At 40.4% G+C, this 21,576-nt stretch carries 21 protein-coding genes; 19 read left to right on the top strand and 2 right to left on the bottom strand.

All coding sequences use genetic code 11. The features are described 5' to 3' along the window. The first annotated feature begins 6 nt into the window (after positions 1 to 6). Entirely contained in the window at positions 7 to 246 is a 240-nt protein-coding gene (gene acpP, locus DXA36_RS20125; RefSeq protein ID WP_118681263.1) for an acyl carrier protein, read from the top strand. Positions 247 to 323: 77 nt separating this feature from the next. Beyond that, complete coding sequence (accA, locus tag DXA36_RS20120; protein ID WP_182479183.1) at positions 324 to 1,895, top strand: acetyl-CoA carboxylase carboxyl transferase subunit alpha; 1,572 nt, start codon at positions 324 to 326, stop codon at positions 1,893 to 1,895. Between the two features lie 716 nt (positions 1,896 to 2,611). On the opposite strand, the gene DXA36_RS33060 is transcribed toward accA, so the two are convergent. Continuing rightward, positions 2,612 to 2,767, bottom strand: a complete 156-nt coding sequence (locus DXA36_RS33060) for a hypothetical protein (RefSeq protein ID WP_182479182.1) — start codon at positions 2,765 to 2,767, stop codon at positions 2,612 to 2,614. A 1,160-nt stretch (positions 2,768 to 3,927) separates the two neighbouring features. Here DXA36_RS33060 and DXA36_RS20110 point away from each other — a divergent pair. The 8 genes from DXA36_RS20110 (at position 3,928) to DXA36_RS20075 (ending at position 11,465) form a co-directional block, all read left to right on the top strand. After that, the gene (locus tag DXA36_RS20110) at positions 3,928 to 4,386 is read left to right on the top strand and encodes an RNA polymerase sigma factor (protein ID WP_118681261.1); all 459 of its coding nucleotides are present in this window, start codon (positions 3,928 to 3,930) and stop codon (positions 4,384 to 4,386) included. A 601-nt stretch (positions 4,387 to 4,987) separates the two neighbouring features. After that, positions 4,988 to 5,422: a type II toxin-antitoxin system PemK/MazF family toxin gene (locus tag DXA36_RS20105; protein WP_118681285.1), complete on the top strand. Its 435-nt coding sequence runs from the start codon at positions 4,988 to 4,990 to the stop codon at positions 5,420 to 5,422. After that, positions 5,382 to 5,732 carry a hypothetical protein gene (locus DXA36_RS33055; protein WP_182479181.1) on the top strand — a complete coding sequence of 117 codons (351 nt, stop codon included), beginning with the start codon at positions 5,382 to 5,384 and terminating at the stop codon, positions 5,730 to 5,732. Before DXA36_RS20105 ends, DXA36_RS33055 begins: the two co-directional genes overlap by 41 nt. Before the next feature lie 193 nt (positions 5,733 to 5,925). Then, positions 5,926 to 7,041: a tyrosine-type recombinase/integrase gene (locus DXA36_RS20095; RefSeq protein ID WP_118681260.1), complete on the top strand. Its 1,116-nt coding sequence runs from the start codon at positions 5,926 to 5,928 to the stop codon at positions 7,039 to 7,041. An 18-nt stretch (positions 7,042 to 7,059) separates the two neighbouring features. Then, positions 7,060 to 8,790 (top strand): tyrosine-type recombinase/integrase, encoded by a 1,731-nt coding sequence (locus tag DXA36_RS20090; RefSeq protein ID WP_118681259.1) that lies wholly within the window; start codon positions 7,060 to 7,062, stop codon positions 8,788 to 8,790. 4 nt (positions 8,791 to 8,794) lie between these two features. Then, the gene (locus tag DXA36_RS20085; protein ID WP_118681258.1) at positions 8,795 to 10,303 is read left to right on the top strand and encodes a tyrosine-type recombinase/integrase; all 1,509 of its coding nucleotides are present in this window, start codon (positions 8,795 to 8,797) and stop codon (positions 10,301 to 10,303) included. Further along, the gene (locus DXA36_RS20080; RefSeq protein WP_118681257.1) at positions 10,269 to 10,652 is read left to right on the top strand and encodes a DUF6262 family protein; all 384 of its coding nucleotides are present in this window, start codon (positions 10,269 to 10,271) and stop codon (positions 10,650 to 10,652) included. The genes DXA36_RS20085 and DXA36_RS20080 overlap by 35 nt, the downstream gene beginning before the upstream one ends. A gap of 207 nt (positions 10,653 to 10,859) precedes the next feature. Next, a complete protein-coding gene (locus tag DXA36_RS20075; RefSeq protein ID WP_118681256.1) occupies positions 10,860 to 11,465 on the top strand; it encodes a hypothetical protein in 606 nt (201 codons plus the stop codon). Between the two features lie 239 nt (positions 11,466 to 11,704). Here the strand turns inward: DXA36_RS20075 and DXA36_RS20070 are convergent, their stop codons facing one another. Further along, on the bottom strand, positions 11,705 to 12,529 hold the full coding sequence (locus DXA36_RS20070; RefSeq protein WP_182479180.1) for an AraC family transcriptional regulator: 825 nt from the start codon (positions 12,527 to 12,529) through the stop codon (positions 11,705 to 11,707). A 135-nt stretch (positions 12,530 to 12,664) separates the two neighbouring features. Here DXA36_RS20070 and DXA36_RS20065 point away from each other — a divergent pair, with 135 nt between their 5' ends. The 9 genes from DXA36_RS20065 (at position 12,665) to DXA36_RS20025 (ending at position 21,558) form a co-directional block, all read left to right on the top strand. Further along, positions 12,665 to 13,051, top strand: a complete 387-nt coding sequence (locus DXA36_RS20065) for a sugar-binding domain-containing protein (protein WP_182479179.1) — start codon at positions 12,665 to 12,667, stop codon at positions 13,049 to 13,051. 38 nt (positions 13,052 to 13,089) lie between these two features. Further along, on the top strand, positions 13,090 to 13,569 hold the full coding sequence (locus DXA36_RS20060) for a glycoside hydrolase family 2 TIM barrel-domain containing protein (RefSeq protein WP_182479178.1): 480 nt from the start codon (positions 13,090 to 13,092) through the stop codon (positions 13,567 to 13,569). Further along, complete coding sequence (locus DXA36_RS34435) at positions 13,569 to 13,769, top strand: hypothetical protein (RefSeq protein WP_412894910.1); 201 nt, start codon at positions 13,569 to 13,571, stop codon at positions 13,767 to 13,769. The genes DXA36_RS20060 and DXA36_RS34435 overlap by 1 nt, the downstream gene beginning before the upstream one ends. Next, positions 13,756 to 13,950, top strand: a complete 195-nt coding sequence (locus tag DXA36_RS20050; protein ID WP_118681251.1) for a hypothetical protein — start codon at positions 13,756 to 13,758, stop codon at positions 13,948 to 13,950. Before DXA36_RS34435 ends, DXA36_RS20050 begins: the two co-directional genes overlap by 14 nt. A 156-nt stretch (positions 13,951 to 14,106) precedes the next feature. Beyond that, a complete protein-coding gene (locus DXA36_RS20045; protein WP_118681250.1) occupies positions 14,107 to 15,021 on the top strand; it encodes an ABC transporter permease in 915 nt (304 codons plus the stop codon). Positions 15,022 to 15,040: 19 nt separating this feature from the next. Continuing rightward, a complete protein-coding gene (locus DXA36_RS20040; protein WP_243114696.1) occupies positions 15,041 to 15,964 on the top strand; it encodes a carbohydrate ABC transporter permease in 924 nt (307 codons plus the stop codon). 67 nt (positions 15,965 to 16,031) lie between these two features. Continuing rightward, the gene (locus DXA36_RS20035; RefSeq protein ID WP_118681248.1) at positions 16,032 to 17,714 is read left to right on the top strand and encodes an extracellular solute-binding protein; all 1,683 of its coding nucleotides are present in this window, start codon (positions 16,032 to 16,034) and stop codon (positions 17,712 to 17,714) included. A gap of 123 nt (positions 17,715 to 17,837) precedes the next feature. Then, complete coding sequence (locus tag DXA36_RS20030) at positions 17,838 to 19,820, top strand: AraC family transcriptional regulator (protein ID WP_182479177.1); 1,983 nt, start codon at positions 17,838 to 17,840, stop codon at positions 19,818 to 19,820. Positions 19,821 to 19,893: 73 nt separating this feature from the next. Then, positions 19,894 to 21,558 (top strand): alpha-L-fucosidase, encoded by a 1,665-nt coding sequence (locus DXA36_RS20025; protein ID WP_118681246.1) that lies wholly within the window; start codon positions 19,894 to 19,896, stop codon positions 21,556 to 21,558. The last annotated feature ends 18 nt before the right edge of the window (positions 21,559 to 21,576 follow it).

The following is a 21,576-nucleotide window of genomic DNA, read 5'->3' as shown; positions in this document are numbered from 1 at the left end:
GATAAGATGATAAATAAGATAAAGTATATACTATCAGAAGAATTGGACATTGAGGTTAGTGAGATAAAAGAAGACAGCAGAATACAAGAAGATCTGGGAGCAGATTCCCTGGCAATCATGGAAATATTTCTGGCATTAGAAGAGGCGTTTGATATAGAAATTCCTTATTCTATAGTAGAGAATATGAAAACAGTGAATGATATTGTAGACTATTTAAAAAAACACTCTATTGGTTATGATATCTGAAACTTTCCTAAAAGGAAAGTAACTATTTTGGATGTTTACAATTATCAGCAAGTGGGTATAAAAATATGGATGCTATTATGGATGGATTTAAAAGAAGTAAATTAGCGGAACGATGTGAAGAATGTTTTATAAACAACACATATGAACGACTATATAATATAATAGATTCGCGTTCTTTTGAAGAATGGGATTCTGATCTTCGGGAACTACCCTTTAATGTTGAGAGGGATTATTTAGAGAAATTAGAAAAGGCAAGGAAAGAAACAAATGCTTATGATGCCATACTGTGTGGTAAAGGAAAGATTAACGGACAAGTGCTGGCGATTGGCATTATGGATACTAAATTTATGAAGGCAAGCATGGGATTTATCGTAGGCGAAAAAATATGTAGGTTATTTGAGAGAGCAATAAAGCTAAGGCTGCCTGTACTTCTAATTTGTTGTTCAGGAGGTGCAAGGATGCAGGAGGGTATTTTTTCTTTAATGCAGATGGAAAAGACAGCAGCTATTGTAAAAAAACATAGTAGGGCTGGCTTGCTTTATATTTCTTTATTAACTAATCCGACGTCAGGAGGAGTATTAGCCAGTTTTTCAACTTTAGCTGATATTATACTTGCAGAACCTGATTCCTTTATAGGATTTACAGGCCCACGGGTTATGGAACAGACAATAGGTAAGAAAATGCCGGACAGTTTCCAGAAAGCCGAATTTCAAATGAACCATGGACAGATAGATTATATTGTTGATATTAAAAACGAAAAAAAAGTTATTAGCAAAATTTTACGGTTACATGGTGCAAAGAGAAAAATGACAATTCACCGGAACAAAGCAGGAAATGTACATGGAAATATTGATATACAGATGCCGGAAACTAAATTAAATAAAGTGAAGATTGCACGATCTCAGAAGCGTCCTACAAGTGAAGACTATATTCAATACTTATTCCCGGATTTTTTAGAATTTCATGGAGATAGATTATATGGAGATGATCCTGCGATAATTTGTGGAATAGCGTCACTTGATGGAATTCCTATAACAGTTGTAGGTATTCAAAAAGGTAAGAAGTCAATGCAGGATGCTGTGTATAGAAATTTTGGAATGCCAATGCCGGAAGGATATAGGAAGTCTCTCAGACTGATGAAACAGGCTGAGAAGTTTAGGCGTCCGATTATATGCCTTATTGATACCTCTGGAGCATATTGTGGAGAAGAAGCAGAAAAGCATGGACAATCTTCAGCTATAGCAAGAAACCTGTATGATATGTCAGATATAAGTGTCCCTATTTTATCTGTCATTGTTGGGGAAGGGGAAAGCGGTGGGGCCTTGGCATTAGGAGTAGCTAATGAAGTTTGGATGTTAGAGAACTCCATATACTCCATAATATCTCCTGAGGGATATGCTTCTATTGTTTGGAAAAATGCAGAAATGGTTAATAAAGCTATTAATAAACTAAAGTTCTCGGCAAAAGAGTTATATGATCTGAAGATTGTAGATAAGATTATTAGAGAAGATACTCCAATCGAAATAGAATCAATGACTAATGTCTGTGAGTGTTTATATGAAGAATTTGTAAGATTTATATATACATATCAAAGAAAAAGTCATAGAAACATTAAATTAGAAAGATATAAGAAATTTAGAAATTTTTAAAAAGTATAGTTAAACTGTTATACTTTAAAAACAATAATGAAATCTAATAAAATGTGCGATTCTAATTGTAGCGATACAATTATAGGAGGCATCAAATATACTTTGGTTATAAAGTCCATACGCTCGTCATACAGGATGGATGATATATTACAGCCTTTGAGGTAATTCTGATATTCGTTGATAACAGGGAAGGGCTGCGGATATTGCAATAAACCGAGTCTGATCGGTGAGATGCTCGGGAACGGCCCGTACTAGCACTACAGTAAACGTTTTAGATTCTTTTTGCGGTGAGACAGATAGGCACAACGATTTTAGCATACCTTCTCTAGCATATGGGAACAGGTGAACGTGATTGTTTCCTGCAATAACCGGCATTCATAATGGCCCATCCCCAAATAACTTTTGTATTCTTCAAAGCACTGTTCTATCGGCCATCTTAGGGTTGCTGCACGGTCTAATTCCTGTGGTTCTATTTTCCCAGGGGCATTTGATACGAAGTACTTGATTCTCCCATCTTGATACTTACGCAGGTACAGCCAGATTTCCGAGCCTGGTTCCACATAATTCCGGTTCGAAACCGCACTCATCCACAGACAGCATGCCATCTGGAGTATCCAGTATGGCGGACAGACGTTGCTGGTACGTATCCATAAACTGCTGATCGGATAGAGGGGAACGGGAATAGGCGTGGCCGTTCCCGTAGGCTGTGTCACAGCCTATCCACTGTGCATGGAAAAGCCGACTATCCAGGGTCCGGTGTCTGTAAATATCTGAAGATAATCGTGTAATGCGGAATCAAAAAGCTGAAAATTGGTTTTGTCGGAACACCATTGTTCCAAAGTTTCCGGATCATATGCCGTATAAGTCATCATAAAACCACCCCCTTTAATTGTATCAAAAAAAGTGGGTAAAATCAAAAAGAACGTTCGCTGTAGTGTTAGATACGATTATGAAATCCTGCAAAATAATTATAAAACAATAAATAGTACTTCATCCAGCCAGAAATGCTACTGACAGTACTGCCTATTTTGCCATCTGCCGTGTTGTCGTCAGTCAACGATGCCGGCGCATCGCCTCATTCCTCCGGCCTTGCAAGCTGACAAAATATTCAGCACTGTTAGTAGCATTTCTGGTTGGATGGAGTAATAGGTTCCTGACAAAAACTGGCCGTCGAGCTAAACCTTTTTCAGGCTTACGTTATGTTCACATCTTTTATTTTCTTCTCAAAAACTTTTTCATATTTTCTCTGATTTAAATTACACAATTAACCTTAATATTTACTTTTTCAAGAAGTAGTAGAGTGTGGAATAGGGTATTCATATTTAAACATAATCTTAATTATCATATTACAAAATACATTTAAAGTCAAAATGTGACTGTTAGTGGACAAATTAAATTTATATAAGGCTGTATTGTTATAATAATCTATTCTCTATGTGAGATTCTAAATGTATATTCCAAATGTAGTGGTTCTTCCATTTTCCTGCTCTTTTACTCAGAAGGAAACGATATGTTAACCGTTTTTATTTTGGGATTTAGTATTTATGCAGGTTTGTGGAAGGGTTACAGTGCCTAGGAACAAATATCATTTTCGTTTGAGGATACCGTTATGAGTTTTTGCTCATGACGGTATTTTTGTGGCAGAATTTTTTTGAGAATTTTTTAAAATATTCTATGAAAACTTTCAAAATATAATAAAAGTTGAGTCGATTTTTTATATATAGAATATAACGATCATTGCATATTTCAGTAACTTTATTCTCTTGATAAATTGGATGGGCAAAGAACAGGTAATAGAATGCGTTTTCACTAAAAAAAGAGGGTTAGATGGGAAAATGCGATTGCTTTTAGAGATACTAATATTTTACATTACTTAGGCTTGACATAATTGATTTGTAAGTCAGCCTATCTCATCTATTACTATTTTTTATTACAATTTTTTGTTCATCTAGAAGCGGAAAAGTTTCGTTGCCGTTCACCTCCCCCTTGTTCTTCATTTTTGAGTAATTACGAAGGACAAGGAGAAGAAAGAATGAAAAATAAATATAGAGTTCCAGATTTTAGAAATATATATCCCGGGGCCAGCGAAGAAGTCATAGAAGTGCTCCGCCGTACAGAAAGAAAAATGCAATATCAACAACGTGACCTAAAGGCCGAGAATTATGAAATAAACCAGAAAGAAGAAAAAGCAATCTGTATATCCAGCCGGGAGGACTCGCTGGATCGACTCCTGGATTTGGAGCATCAATTTACCAAAGAACAACCGTCCGTGGAAGAGGAAGCAATCCGTGCTGTTATGTTTGAAGAGTTACATCATGCCATACAAATGTTAACAAAAGAGGAACAAGAGCTTGTAGAACTGCTCTATTTTGACGAAAAATCAGAACGTGACATTGCACAGAAGAAAGGGATCTGCCACAACGCGATACATAAGCGGAAACTAAGAATTTTGCACAAACTTAAAAAAAATTTGAAAAATTTTGAAATTTAGGGTGTGCAAAAGCTTCTCCCAACGTGTAAATAAGTGAAGGCCACCTGCCTTCTTATGATCCTTGATAATTTCATATCCAGCAGCATAGATACATTAGCTGTTTCGCGCGAAAGCGAAAAGCGGCATGGAGGACACGCCATGACCACCTGCAGACAGGCCAGAGCTGTCTGTTAACCCAATAACATCGAAGGTGCAAAGCGATACCTGTCTGATCCAAAAGAGGCCTATGGTGGGCCGCCCCGCCAAAACCGAAACAGCCTATTATGATACTTCCGTCCAGTCACAGCCCCGCGGGAGCGGGAACACGCAATGAGGGCGGCTTCGGGAGATCCCCGGAGGGGTAAGAACCCCATGACGGCCATTAACCAGGGCTGGTCTTTGCTGACTGCCTGAGGGAACCATCCGGTTTCCGGCTCCGGGGAGTAGTGTCGAACAGGAGCAGACGAAAATGAAGTACAAGCAGGAAATTTATATAAATGACTGCGGCGGCCTGGTCATCAACGGCTGGGCTGCCGCGTTTTATGAAGATAGGGGCATGCCCATGATATTTGGAGCATAAATGCAGGGAAAAGAAAGAGAAGGAAACAGAGGTGATATAGTTATGGCAATACAGAGAGGTGACATTTACTATGCAGATCTCACACCTGTAGTAGGCTGTGAGCAGGGAGGCATTAGGCCTGTGGTAATTATACAGAATAATGCCGGCAACCGGTACAGTCCCACGGTGATCGTGGCAGCGGTTACCAGCCGCCTTGGCAAGCATCGTCTTCCCACCCACATCTGGATAGGGAGCGATTTTCCGGGCTTGTATCGGAATTCCATGGTTCTTCTGGAACAGGTACGCACGATTGACCGTTCCCGGTTGAAGGAATACATAGGAAGACTGAATGAGGCGCAGATGTATCGTATGAATAGGGCTATTAGTATCAGTCTTGGCCTGAAGGGAGAAACAAATAAGGAAATAGTGTTGCCTGAGAGGAAAGAGGAGGGGTGCAGTGAAGATGAGAAAAAGGGTATGGCTCTACTGCCATATTGATGCACCGGAGGATACCCATGGAGCTTTGAAAGGACAGCTCCAGCAGCTTACAGACTATGCGGGACAAATGGGTTTTGAAGTTGTTGGCAGTTCTTGTGACGTGGGTGCAACAGTATGGGGAAAAGAAAACGGCTTAACTTTCTTTTATAAAGCAGTAATGCAGGGGAACGCGGACGCCCTTTTAATTATAGATTCATCCCGTATTCTCAGGTACCCAAGCATACGCGCACCATTTCTGGCATTTATAAGCCTGTGTAAAATACAGGTGTATTCCCCTCTTACAGGGAGGATATCTTTTCAAGAATATTGATTACTTTCAGACAGTTATCTGTCTTGGCAGCGACAGTTTTAGATAGAGTGGCAATGGAAGAAAATAGCAAAGGCAGAAAATTCCGTTGTTAGTACTGCTTCAAAAAAGGTAAGAATCTTTAGTGGTGGTGGGTATGGCTATCCATATACCGACGCGATATACTGTGTATGGCGTTAGGAAAGGAGGTGGAGCCGTGAAACGGTATACAGTGGAAATTATGAAGGAAGGCACAAAACGGTACTATTACATTTTAAACAGGGAGACATTGGATATTGCGCTCTTTCCCAGCAAATATCTGAAGCATAAGACAAAGTCCAATCTTTCCCCAAACACAGTAAAACGGTATGCCTTTTCCCTCAGCTGTTACCTGGAATACCTGGCAGAGAAGGAACTGGATTTCCCTCAGGTCTGTAAATTAGGCTTTGAAGAACAATCCAGCCACTTCACGCAGTTTTTGTACTGGCTGAAGGAAGGCCGTCATACGGAAAAAAAGAAAATAGGGGATGTTGACAGTGGAACCTGCAACGCATACTTAAAGGATGTGTTCGGGTTCTATTTCTTTTTATCAGAGATTGATTATGTACCAAGCCTTCGGGTACTCTCTTACAGTCAGATTACAGTAACCAATGGAGTGGGAGTCAGACGCACCCTGCGTTCCAAAGCTTTCCGTGGATTTATGAAAGCAGAGGAACGCAACGTGCGTGCGGCAACAGAAGAAGAAATTATTCAGGCTCTGCAGGCATGCACCAACAGCAGGGATCAGCTGCTGCTCCTGCTGCTGGCGGAAACCGGCTTCCGGATCGGAGAAATCCTGGGCGTGAATTACAGCAGGGATATAGACTATGAAAACCATACTCTTGGGGTATATTTCCGGGAGGATAATGAGAACCAGGCGCGTGCCAAGAATGCAGAATTCCGGAAAGCCAAAATTAGTGACGATACCTTTGATTTCCTGCTGCATTACCTGGCGGAATACCGGAACCTGCTGCAATACCAGAATTACCTGTTTATAAATATCTCCGGGGATACGGCAGGAAAGCCGCTGAAAGTCGACAGTGTCTATTCCATGCTGGACCGTGCAGCAGAAAAAACTGGAACCTTACTGACGCCGCATATGCTGCGAAGATATTTCGCAGTTACACGATGGAATGCAGAATGGCCCTTGGAATTGATAAGCCAAGCCCTGGGGCATAAGCATCTGGATACCACAATTCAATATCTTGGCATTATCGATGATAAACTGCTGGAGGCCAGCCGTGAGTTCTATGCCAAGCATTCCACCAATTACGGTATCGACAGGATACTATAGAAGCGGAGGTGATATTAGGTGCCTGCACAACAATTATTATTACCGGAATTAAAGGAGGATACAGAGCAACTTCAGAAACAGCTGGAATCAGAACTTGCTGATTGTACTGAAGTACAAATAGCTTATCGGATAAAGATAAAAAAATATATGTTAAAATACGGAATTTGGCATATATCAGATTTGGATTATACTAAACGGCAGTTATTCCGACAATTTTTGGCGGAAAAGATTAAGCCTAATAAATTTCGTGACTATGAGAAGGCATTTGATCAAATAAAACAGCATTCTATACGCGGCCAAACTAAAGTAATAAGTGGTAAAAATAATCAAATCAAATACGAAAATCATATATTATTCCTACCCTATCATCCGAATCAGGAACTGGTTAGTAAGTTGGACAGAGTACAAAGAAAAGATGAATTGTTATGGGATTTTAGCAGAAACGCTCCTGAGAAGATGAAGAGACAAGTTTTTCGTATTCTTCATTACTTTCTGGAGAATGATTTGGAACAGGAACTATTACGAAGCCATATTGATTCATTAAGAACTTTTTATGATTTTTGTGTGAAAGAATTAATGAATGATATAGAATTGCTTGAGCTTACTGACTTTCAAAGGTTTGCAGATAAGTTGAAAAGTGAAGGAAAGCCAAAAAATACATTAAGAATCGTGGATCTATGTAGAAAAATACTTTTTATCAATTCAGATGAGATCCATTGGGAAGCTCATATATGGTATCTGGAACGGTTGCATTTACTGCCAGAGAGGATGAATCCCTCAAATCCAGTGATATCATTTTCTTTTCTGGAAATTACGCATAAACGAAATCGGGAACTGCTGAAAAAATATATGCGCTATGGACTGGGAATGACAGAGCTGACAATTAATAATCTACGGCAAAATCTGAATTATTTACGTAGTTTTTTAACAGAAATCAAGATGGATAACAATACAGATATAAGTGCCATTTCAGGTGAACAGGTAGACATATATTTCCGTATACAACAGGAAAGGAATATTCAGGCGGGTACTTACAATAAAATTGTCATGATTATTCTTCATTTTTTTAACTTCCTGATGGCACATAGATATATCGAAAAGATTCCATTTTGTGCAGATTATTATTTGAAAAAAGTGGTACAGAAACATCACGACAGGAGTGTAGAGTTAAAAGTTTCACTGGAAATAATTCAAAAGCTTCCTAATTTTCCCTTGAATTTAAGATTGATGTATCTACACTTATGGGCCGTAGGGCTTAGGGTGAGTGAAGTATGTACACTTAAAGGAAATGCCTATTTTACACAGGGGATTGATGCCTGGATACAGGTTTATCAAATAAAAATGAAAAGTTATAAAAGGATTCCTATTCCTATGTCATTATATAGATTAATGAAGGTATATCTGAAAAAGTGTAATATAGGACAAGAAGATTATATATTTAAGAATAGGAAGGGCGGAGCTTATAATAATACTACCTTTCGGAGAAAAATGTTGAAATATTGTAATCTAAATTATATTCAGAATGGAGAATATATATTTCAATCTCATGATTATAGACATAGCGTAGCAACATTATTTTATGACAATGGAGTATCTTTACAGAGTGTTCGGGATTATCTGGGACATTTCTATGAGGAAATGACTCGGCAATATATAGATTATATGCCAAAAAAACTGGCCGATGCTAACGGAGATTATTTTAATAACCATGGCAGCCTTGCGGAAAGCCTGATAAAGAAAAAGAGGTGACATAATGGAAAACAAAATATATTTATTTGATTTATATCAGAAAGACACGTTAGTTCCCAAGAGTGTATCCCAAAATCCTTTTTATAATTTGGAGGGGATACCTTCGGTAGGTATGCAAGTGGAAATAATTGCTTTTATTAAATACAGAGCAGGTCAGGTAGCACTATCAACTCTTTTTGTCGAACGATATTATTTTAATAAGCTGGTTCTTTTTTTACAAAAAAAGGCTAAGCGGATTAAAAGTTTTAAAGATCGTAATATGGAAACCTGGTTACGACATTTAAAGGCATGGATGTTAGAAGAAGGAATCGCATTAACAAGTGAATATCATAATATATATGGTAGTTCAAACACAGGAAATTCCAGATTGATATGTTATGTAAGAAGTGTGGTAGAATTCTTACAGCAGAAAGATAATATAAACGAGCAGGAAAAGGATATATGGTATATTGATAAACTGGATATTTATGTAAAGACAAACCCAATAAAAAAATGTAAGACAATTAATTTTTCTAAGATTTTACAACCTGATATTAGAGAAGAATTAAAAAAAGGTATTTATCTCAATCTCAAAGTAGAAGCAATCGACTGTATACAGCATGAAATGTCTTCCATGAGGAAATTTTCAAGATTCTTAGCTGAAAAGCAGAAAAAGGTACGGTCTTGCCGGGATATAGACAGAGACGTAATAGAAGAATACTTAATATATTTACATACTGAGGAAACTTCAAACAAATATTTTCATGCGGAGCTAAACCGTCTCAGATGTATTCTGGAGAGTATAGGCAATATATGTGATTATCCAAATCTGGAAGGATTGTTTTTGAACAGTGATATCCCTTCCGCACATTGTCCAGAATTTAAGGTGTATTCAGATGAGGAATTGAAACGTCTGAATGCCTGTATTGTGAAAATGGACGAGCAGGTTGCCAGGGCAATGGTAATTCATCAAATGTTGGGCACCAGAATATCCGATACTCTGACGCTTGAAACTGATTGCCTCTATGAAAGCAGAGGAGAAAATATTATAAAAATCAGACAGATGAAAAGTAAGTCTTATGAGAAACCGATTAGTAAAGAACTGACTACGTTGATTCGTAAAGCGATAAAATATACCGAAAAATGGTATGGACTGACAAAATATATTTTTGTGGATGACAAAAATCCGGAAAAACCTTTACAATATACTACGATACAGAGCAGAGTGGTTACGATGATATACAGAGAGAATTTGAGGGATGATAATGGAAAAATATTTGGATTTGGCACACATATGTATCGGCATTATTACGGTGTAAAACTGACGGAAATGCATCTGGATGATTTTACAATAACAAAGCTGCTGGGGCATAGCGGTGTTCGGAATGTAAAATATTACAGACGAATGAGTAATGTGGTTCTGGCTGATGAAACGAGGGAAGTCAGACAGCTGTTGTCAGACATTATTCTGCAGAATTTAGATGGATGGGAGCCGGAGTATGAACAAATACGACAAGATGCTGATTTTAAATAAGAAAGCCAGCGATGAAAAAATTGAACGGGCGCGTAAAGCCATATTCGAGCTGATGGATGAGAATGAAAAGGTAACCATCCCAAAGCTGATGGAAAAGACCGGACTTTCCAGAGGGTTTTTCTACAAAAATCAGGTGGTAAGACAGGCCGTAGACAAGGCGTTGGAACAGCAGGCCGGTGTAAGCCATCCAAGAAAAAATATCCTTGATATGGCAATGAACAGTGAAATCTCAGCCCTTCACAAGCAGCTGAGGATCCTTCAGAGTGAAAAAGAGGAACTGCAGAAGGAAAATGAAAAACTAAGAAAGGCAATGGAGAAGAAGAACAGGGAGCTGCTTCGGAACCTGTAATATTATCTTTCATATAAGAACATAATTGAATACATATCCTGCGATTAACAGTTTAGATATAAAATGGCAGTTTCCGGGACTTGAATCTGCAGGATAGACAGAAAGAGATGAGGAATGGGTATGGCGAAGGTCATACCTGTTTCTTTCTGAAAATACGGATAAAATGAACAGTATACACACTTTTACATACCGTTAAAGCCAGCGTTTATGCGGGTTTGCAGGGGAGGGGTACATTTTATCGACGAACCGACCAACCATATGGATATCGTGGGAAAGGAGTCACTGGAGTCTATGCTGAAGGCGTATCCCGGCAGCGTGCTCTTTGTTTCCCACGACAGATATTTTGTGAAGGAAATTGCGGATTCCCTGCTGGTATTTGAGGATGGAACCGTTAATTATTATCCTTACGGCTATGAGCAATATTGGGAAAAATTGCGGGCGGACGAAAAAGAGCGGCAGGGGCCGCAGGAGGAGGGGAAAATACAGTCCGTTGGTAAAAATGCAGACATACCGGCAAAGGGCAGATGGCCGGAGATGGATGCAGTGGACGGCGAGTCTTCGCTCAAAAAGGAAAACAGCCGGAAGGGTTATAATCCGGGGAAAGAAGAAGCGAAGAGAAAACGCCGCCTGGAGCGGTTGGAAATGCTCATTGCACAGAAGGAAGAAGAGCTTGCGTCATATCAGGCACAGTGTAAGGATCCTTCGATTCAGTCGGATTATGAGAAGCTGATGGAGCTGGAGGAACTATGCGCAGCGGCGGATGAACAGTTGGAAGCGCTGATGACAGAGTGGGAAGAGAGCGGCAGATGCTGAAAAAATCCGGTTATACTTACATTAAGAAAAAAATTCTCCCCCTGACAGATAAATCTGTTTATGATCCCTCCTTATACAGTCAGAGACTAAAAAACGTTGCGAACGTCCTGTTAATAGGGCGGCAACGTTTTTCCTCTTCAGTGCGCCTGGCGGCGCATATAAGGATAACGTCAGAGATCTTCCGTATCAGGAACATTATACGGCGCTTAAGCGGATAATGTATGGTTTGAGCAGGACCGTCAGTAAGAAGCTCTTCTCCTGAATTCCGATGGAGAGATTCTTTCCTGCTTTTTGAAAACAGAACAAAAATAGCTGCAATTATTATAACCGGTCAGGCTGGCGGCTTCAGAAACGGATATGTTCGGGTCTGACAAGAGTATTTTAGCCTGTTGGATTCTTTTCATAGCAATATATTCAAATGGACGCAGATTCAAATATCTCTGGAATAGGCGGCAAAGGTACTGGGGAGAAATATGGACCAAAGAAGAAAGCTCTGCAAGAGTTAATTCCTTTGAATAATTTTCATCAATATAGGACTTTACGATTTGAAGAAGAGCATTCTCCTTTGGGGACTGCTCTTTTTTCTTTTTTACCCGACCGGCCGCATATAGTTCTGTAATCATTTCGTACAAAATGCTGGAAGCGGCAGCTTTACCCTCAGGTTCTTCTGTCTTAAGAACCGTAAAAATATTTCTGCATAAGGCCTCCGTTCTGGCTTTATTGCTGAAAGTACCTGTTTTGCATCTATCTAATTCTAACGTATCCAGAAGAGGCAGGGCGGCATTGCCTGAAAAAGCGATCCAGTATAATTCCCATTTTTCCGTAATCCTCCAATATTCATGCGGAATATCAGGAAGAAGATAAAAAAAATTCCCTTCTTTAATGCAACAGGTTTTATTATTTGTTTTCAGAAGCCCTTCTCCGCTGATACAGAAAAAAAGTTGTGGTAAAGGAAAGCCTTCCTTTCTTAAAACATGTGGTTGGTTGTCTTCATAACCGATACCAAAAACAATTAAAGGCAGATTAAGACTGAACGGATTCATAGGATAAAGAGAATGGCTCATATTCGTAACTCCTTGTTTCATATATTTATATAGAATAATATCATATGATTGAAATGCATACAATATAAGTCATATAATCTCTATATGCTGTATTTAAAATATTATATATGGAGGGAAAAATGGAATATTATTTTCATGGGTGAGAATTTTATGGAGGAGGAATTTGTCAAAACGATTCCGGTTCCCTCCCATTGGCAGCTGCAAGGCTATGACAAACCTGTTTACTTGAATATTCGCTATCCGATTTCCTATGATCCGCCTTTTGCGCCGGATAAGAATCCTGCAGGGGTATATCAGAGGCACTTTCATATGGAGCTGTCTGATGGTATGGAGCGGTATCTGAATTTCGAAGGGGGGGACAGCTGTTTTTATCTGTATATCAATAAACAATTTGCCGGTTACAATCAGGTGCCCTATATGACCAGTGAATTCTTTGGAATACAGAAAATCTGTATTTGTATAAGCGGTTTTTACGGACGGAGAATGAGACTGTTGGGGAAAAAATCGGAATCCGTACAATAGAAGTATCAGATGGCTGTATCAGACTGAATGGAACCGCAGTGAAGTTCAAAGGTGTAATCAGGCACGGCAGTGTGGAGGCCTCACATACAATAGATAATAAGGGAGACTATTCAGGAATTGCCCTTTTTGCCAATAATGAATTGTTTGAAAAAACGATTCTCGATCGAATTCAGATGATGGTAATAAGAGACAGAAACAGGACTTCTGTTTTGATTTGGTCTATGGGAAATGAGAGCGGCTATAGTAAGGCATTTGAGAAGGTCGCCAGATGGATCAGGGCGGAGAATCCTTCCAGGCTTGTTCATTATCAGAGTATGCATGAATTGGAAGGAGCACCCAAAGCAGTTGACAGCGAAGAAACCCTGGATATGGTTTTTGTTATGTATCCGGCCCCTGCCTGGATAGAAAAGGATTTCTGGAAAAGAAAAACGAGAAACGGCCGCTTATCCTTTGCGAATACTGCCATGCTGGGGAACGGATCGGGAGATTTGGAGGATTACTGGAACTTTTTTATATAATGAACAGACTGGGCGGAGGTTTTGTATGGGAGTGGTGTGACCAAGGCATTCTTTGTCTGAATTATAAACAGTCGGGAATAGGCTCCACAAGATGCGGTCCCGCTTTGGCTGAAAAGTATCAGTTTTGTGAAAAGGAATTTCAGGTACAGTTTCTTCTTTCAAAAAAGAAACTGGAAAGAGGTAGATATGAGAGAAATTAATTTATTTGACAAAACAGTCTTTTTGGGAACCGGGAACGGGGATCCGTCCAGCCATGAAAATGTAAAATGCAATTACAGGAGGGCATTTCACGGAAAGCTTCAGTCTATTTTTGCTGTATGTGGAAACACGGTTATTGAAGTAGAAATACAAAATATGCAAAAAGTAACGATTCAGTTATGAATTGTAATGGAATTATTTTAAATATAACTGGAAAAAATAGTTCCATTGAACTTTATATGGTAAATATAACTAAAAAAGCCTCTTTTATGTGGAGAAATTGTAAGATATGCTGAGGATACAGACGACGACAGGAAAGAAAACAGGAGGAGGGTGTGTATGGGCTGTTTTAAAAGAAAGTGTCAGAAAAATAAAAGGTATCATCAGCTGTATCTGCTCGCATTAATTCCATTTTTGTTTGTTTTGGTATTCAGTTATATTCCTATGGGAGGAATTTTGCTGGCATTTAAGGATTTCAGCATACGGAAGGGTATTTTTAAAAGTCCCTGGGCTGGTTTGAAATATTTCAGGCAGCTTTTTACGATTCCCATTTTTCCAACTATATTGAAAAATACCATTGTTTTAAGTCTGGAAAGCATGCTGTTTGGTTTCCCCTTTCCGATTATACTTGCGCTGGCTTTCAATGAAATCAGAAATGCACGCCTGAAGAAGACTCTGCAGACGATTTCTTTTGCACCTTATTTTATATCAACGGTAGTGGTAGTCAGTATGATTTTCCAGATGTTTTCTTATAGATATGGCGTGATTAATTCATTTTTGAATATGCTGGGAATAGAATCCGTAAATTTTACAGGCCGGGAGAATTTTTTTAAACCCGCCTATATTTTTTCCGGTATCTGGCAGGGGGCAGGCTATAGCTCTATTTTGTATATAGCAGCGCTGGCAAGCGTGGATGTTTCCTTGTATGAAGCTGCGGCAATAGACGGGGCCAGCAGGCTTCAGAGAGTCCTTCATGTGGATTTGCCATGTATTGCGCCTACCATCATTATAACGTTAATTTTGAATGCGGGAAATGTTTTAAGCATCGGATTTGAGAAGGCATATCTGCTGCAGAACCCGGCGAATTATAACGTATCTGAAATAATTGCGACTTATGTATATAAAACAGGTATAGAACAAGCGCAGTTCAGTTTTTCTACTGCGGTAGGCCTGTTTAATGCGGTGGTTAACTGTATTATGTTGGTTCTTGTAAATGCAATTGCCAATAAGTTCAGTGAGACAAGCCTGTTTTAAGGCGGATAGGAGCAAAATCGTGAAAAAAGGACATCATGCTTTAAAAAAGAATCGAATAAAAATGTCGACCGGTGACAGGGTTTATCTGTTTTTTGTTTATTTGTTTTTGCTTGTATTTACTATGTGTGTTTTATATCCGTTGCTTTATGTGGTGAGCTGTTCCTTTTCCAGTCCTGAGGCGCTGATACAGGGACGTGTCTTTTTCTGGCCTGTTGAACCGGGACTGCAGGGATATACGGCGGTATTCAAAAACAATAATGTATGGATGGGTTATTTTAATACCATTTTATATACGGTAACAGGTACAATAATCGGTACCGCGGTAACATTGATAGCTGCCTATGTACTCTCAAGAAGAGAATTTCCGCTACGCAGGCTCGTGACTTCCTTTTTTATGATTACCATGTTTATTAATGGGGGAACGATCCCTACGTATCTGTGGCTGAAGCAGATGCACGTGCTGGATACCATTTGGGCCATTGTGCTTCCGGGAGCGTTGAGCGTATGGATGGTGGTTGTCGGACGGACGTTTATTATGTCTTCCATTCCGGAAGAACTGTATGAAGCCACCTGCCTGGATGGTGGCAGCTATATTCAGTTTTTTGTTAAAGTAATACTGCCGCTGGCAAAGCCAATTATTGCGGTGATGGCGCTGAATTTTGCGCTGGGACACTGGAATTCTTATTATAGTGCGCTTGTTTATCTCAATCATGCGGATAAATATCCTCTTCAGATTGTTTTGAGGGATATCTTGATACAGAATTCGGTGGATGTAGCGGGAATGGCAGGCACGGATATTAATTCTCAACTACATAAGCAGTATTTGTCGGAGCTTCTGAAATATTCTTTGATTATTGTGTCCAGTCTGCCTTTGCTTGTGGTTTATCCGTTCCTGCAGAAATATTTTATTAAGGGAACAATGATTGGTTCGGTTAAAGGTTAGGTTTGATAAAGGAAAGGTAGCAGCAGTGATAAACTGTTACAAATAACAAAAAACAGGAGGAGAAGGTATGAAACTGAAAAAAATGCTTGCGGTATTACTGACAGCGGCGATGGTTCTTTCTATTGGGGCATGCGGTAAGAGCGGACAAGACGATGGATCTGTTCAGACGGAGGGTGCGGACAGTCAGGGCGCAGAAGCGGTACAGACAGAAGAAGAGGCGGCGGATGTATTCCCGCTGAAGGAGCCTGTTACCTTAACTGTGTTTATGTCACAAAACAGTGATGTTGTTGATTTGAAGGAAAACGTGGTGTATCAGGATCTGGTAGAGCATACCAAAATTGATTTTAATTTGATTACGGCACCGGGGCAGGATGCGGCCGAAAAGCTGAACCTGCTTCTTGCCAGCGGAGAATATCCGGACGTAATCATGGGGCCGACTCTTACGGCACAGGATTTGGAAAAGTACGGCGTACAGGAGGGGATCCTGCTTCCCCTGAATGATCTGATTGAGAAATATTGTCCCAATATTAAAGAGCGCCTGGAGGAACATCCAAACTGGAAAGAGGATATGACAAGTTCCGATGGTAACATTTATGGAATCCCTACAGTAGATTCCGGCGGCGTGGGCCATGTAAACAGTCCTATGAAATATTGGATTAATGAGGAATGGCTGAACAACCTGGAGCTTTCCATGCCGACTACGACAGAAGAGTTTAAAGAGGTTCTTCTTGCTTTTAAGAATGATGATCCTAACGGCAATGGTATTGCAGATGAAATTCCGCTAACTGGCTGCATTAATTCCTGGAATGCGGATCCCTACCTGTTTCTTCTGAATGCTTTCGGATATTTCAATACTAATTATTACTATCTCAAGGATGACACTATTCATACGATACTTGATCAGGATTACCTAAGGGAAGGGCTGCGCTATATGAATGATTTATATGCGAACGGTTTAATTGATCCGGCTGCATTTACGCAGGATAATTCCCAACTGACGGCTATCGGAAATAATGCGGATATTGAAATACTTGGTGTTTCCGGCGCAGGCCATGTGGGAATGCTGCTCGATATTAATAATGTGGAGCGTTATCATAAATATGCGATGATGCTTCCGTTGAAAGGTCCGGACGGTTATCAGGCGATTCCTTATGATAAATCAATATCATTAAGCGGATCCAATTTTACAATTACAGATGCCTGTGAGCATCCGGAAATTGCAATACAGATTGCGGATTTGTTCAGTACGGCGGAATGGACAATGAAAGGCCAGGTAGGAATCCAGGGTAAGGAATGGGATTATGCGGATGAGGGTACCTTTGGAATGGATGGTGTAACTCCTGCCGTATATAAGTTCCTGGTTTATGAAACTCCGGGACAGGTAGTAGATGCGTGGTGGGGAACCTATCGTGGCATGGAACCTGACTGGAAGGTTCTTGTCCAGACAGATGGAGATATTATGGATCCTGCTAATTTTGAATCCAGGCTTTATCAGGAGACCATGAAGCTTATGCCCTATGCGGCGGATGTGGATACCATGCCGTCCCTGGTATATTCCGGTGATGACAGCGCCACCTTCACGCAGTATAAAACCGCAGTTGATGATTATGTTAAAATTGCGATAGTGGACTTCATTACGGGAAAGAGGAATGTGGATAAGGATTGGGAGAGCTATCTAAGTGATCTTGACAGACTGGGGTATGGTAAGATGATCGAACTGATCCAGACAACCTACAACGCAAAGCAGTAAGAAATTTTTTAAATCATAGGCTTACCGTAATCTATGCTCAGGCGTGGATTACGGTATACTGTTATTTATATCTGCTTGAGATTTTACAGGACAGAGGCTAAAATAAAGCTCAGGAGGCGATATATGAAATTCGAAAGCTATATATCCAATATCAAAAACAGACCCGTTTTTGTACGGTTCCTGGGCAATATGTTTCTGGTTCTTTTCATTCCGTTTCTGCTCCTGCTTGTTGTATATTTCAGCCTGAATGCAAAACTTAAGACGCAGACGTATGAACGGAATCTGGGGATATTGGAAAGCAGTGTGGAGAAAATGGAACTGCTTTATGACAATATGGATCAGATCAGTTATTATTTAAGTGAAAATTCCGAGATAATTAATTTCTATAATCTGGATACTTTTTCATTTAGTTACCATGCCTCTGATGTATTAAGGGCGCAGAAAGTATTGTCCGCGATACGGGTGGGAAACAACGACATATTGAATATCCAGCTGTATTCAAAGCAGAGTGGAATAGTAATCGATTATTTTACCAATGCGCTTTATTTTGATCGCTATTATGGGAGCAGTTTTTATATGGATGGTATGGACGGAGAGCAGTTTAAGACAAACTATCTGGAATCACAGGACAATGTTTCCTATAATCATGGCGCTGCAACAATGAATAAGAGTTATAACGAAGTGCTGGTATACAGCAGACGTCACATCAGTTCCAATGGCCGGAACATAGCCGGAAAGCTGTTGTTCTATGTGAATAAAAAACGACTGCTGCAGTTTTTTGCGCCGTTGGAATATCATGATGAGGGTTTTATTTATATGCTGGATGAGAAGGATAACCTTATATTCAGTAATAATCTGACCAATTATGAAGCTGGACACATAGATACCTCCGAGTTAGTGGACAACAGCGGATATATAAATATGAATGTTAATGGGAAAGAAATGTTTGTCACCTACTATCGGAGTAAGAACCGGGACTGGCTGTGTGTGGAGGCAGTTCCGGCCGCCAGTCTGCTTGCCGTGACGGGAGGATTTCGCAAACTGATGCTTCTGCTGCTGCTGCTTGCTGTAATGGTAGGGGTAAGCCTGGTTCTTCTTGTGGCCAAAAAACTTGCGGCTCCCATGATTGAAATAGGAAATGCGCTGGGGAGTAAGGGGAAAAAAGTCCCCATGGAAGAGTATGTGGATGAAATAAAAGTTCTGGTGGAACGAAATTCTGCTTTGATGGATAGAATGCAGCAGCAGGTTGCCGTTATGCGGACTGATGCCTTTAATAAATTTTTAACAGGAGAATGCGGCAGTGAAGAAGAGACGAGAGAGATTCTGGATAAAATCGGCCTGAAAAGCAGCGCGGCACATTATGTAATTCTCCTGGTAAGCTGTAATGACATAAATGTTGATGCAAGACTGGAGGACATCAGTGCACAGAAAGTATTTCTGGAAAATATAATCAGGGAACAAAAATTTGATGAAATACAGGATATTTATCATATTGATTTTGCAAGAATGGTAGTGTTTATGGCTTCCATGGATGTTTCCGCCAGGAGAGTCAGAGAAAGGGCGGAGGAGCTGATCTGTGTTGTAAAGGATACCATAGCCGGGGATGCCTTTTATAGTATATCGGTAGGCGGGGATGTGGCGGATGACATCCTTAAGCTGCCCGGAGCATTTGTTCATTCCCAGAAGGCCCTGAGTATTCCTCAGAATGTATTCGGCACTCATAAAGTGCAATGGTATGATCGGGCAAAACAGTACCTGGATATGGAGACTTATGAGATGAATATGCAGGAAAAAAATGTATCACTGCAGAATTTGGTATTAACGGATAAAATCAAAAAATATATTAATGAGAATTACAACGATCCGCAGCTTTCCCTGAGCCTGGTAGGAGAGGAATTCTGTATTACAGAAGTTTATCTGTCCAAGCTGTTTAAGCAGACTACGGGAGAAAATTTTTCCAAGTATATAGAAGGAATCCGTATGGAAAGAGCAAAGGAGCTAATGGAACAGAAGAAAAAAGTGTCAGAGATTGCAGTCCTTGTGGGCTATAATTCTCCCCAGGTATTCCGCAGGGCTTGGAAACGGTATTATGGGGATACGCCTTAGTACGATGGAGCAGTCCAGATTATAGGTTCCATATAGTAAAAATAATTCAAGGGAAAAAGAGGAGAAAATATTCATGGAAAGAAATGAAAATCTGAAGTGGTGGAAAGAATCAAAGCTGGGGCTTTTTATTCATTGGGGATTATACAGTATCCTGGGGCAGGGCGAATGGGTGATGTATACCAGGAGAATTCCTGTGGGAGAATACGAAAAGCTGGCCTCCCGTTTCAATCCGGAGAAATTCAATGCGGATGAATGGGTAAAATTTGCAAAAGAGAATGGTATGAAATACATTATAATTACAGCAAAGCATCATGACGGTTTTTCCATGTTTCATACAGAGGTCAGCCCATATAATATAGTGGATGCCACACCATTTGGCAGGGATCCTCTTGCGGAGCTTGCGAAAGCCTGCCGCAGAGAAGGGCTGAAACTGGGCTTTTATTATTCCCATGTGAGGGAGTGGTGCCATCCCAAAGCAGCAAGCTTTGAGAAGAAGGGACGGGGGGATCTCTATGGCAATTATGGAAACTTTTGGGATTATCCGAATGAAAATAAGAAGGATCTGCAGACATATATCGATGAATTTGATATGCCCCAGATAAAAGAATTACTGACCCAATATGGGGATGTACTTACCATATGGTTTGATACGCCTTCCCAGATATCACCCAATCAGGGGATGCAGATAAGAAGGCTGGTTTATGAGACTCAGGACGGCTGTCTGGTAAACAGCAGACTTTCCGAAGAGATTGAGACAGATTATATGACTATGGCTGATGATGCGATTCCGGCTTCCGGTCTTGATATTCCCTGGGAAACACCTATGACGACCCATAATGGTTGGGGATATGTGGAAGGGGCTGACTATAAAGGCGGTGAAGAGACAATCAGGAAAATTGCGGAAGTTGCCGGTAAAGGCGGAAACCTTCTCATTAATGTGGGGCCGGATGCAAAGGGACTGATACCTGATGAGGCGAAGAAAGAATTCTGTAAAATAGGGAATTGGCTTAAAGTAAATGGGGAAGCAGTCTATGGGACCGTGGCAGCCGGATTCCCTTATAAGCCCCAATGGGGATATGTGACACGAAAGGGTAATTCTCTGTATCTGATTATTACGGAACAAGCGGAGGGAACGATTGCCCTGACCGGACTGGAAAGCAGGGCGGGAAAATGTGTCCTGACAGGTAATGAAAAGGAACTTTCCTTCAGACAGGCAGGAGACCGGCTGGAAATTGACTGGAATAATGCGGATAATACCGTCAGGGTGATCCAGGTAACCTTCCCGGATGGACTTCAAATAAGACAGGGGATATATGCAGGGGAAGATGGTTCTGTGGAACTGACTACGCAGGCTGCCTGCTTACATAAAGAATACCCTTACTCACAGATGGAAATAAAAGGAGGAATTACCGAACTGTGGTGGAATGAACAGGATTATATGTCCTGGAAATTTGATACACAGGAACAGGCGGAATACGAACTGAAGCTGGTATGGGATGCAAAAGGTTTCTGGGGGATTGAGGATCTGGGACATGAACTTAAAATAAGGCTTGATGGTAAGGAATATCGTGTGACTGTAACAGATGCTTCACCGGAGGCGGACGGAATCCGTTATATATCTGCCGGGCTGCTTGCCCTGAAGCCTGGCTGTCATGAACTATATCTTATACCGGAGCACATAGTTATGAAACAGCTTATGGGGCTTCGGGTAAGGGGAATGAGGCTTGAAAAAATCTGAGATAATAAAAATGGAGAT

Source organism: Eisenbergiella sp. OF01-20, assembly GCF_003478085.1.
Taxonomy (GTDB): domain Bacteria; phylum Bacillota; class Clostridia; order Lachnospirales; family Lachnospiraceae; genus Eisenbergiella.
This window is presented reverse-complemented; position numbering and strand designations above follow the sequence as displayed.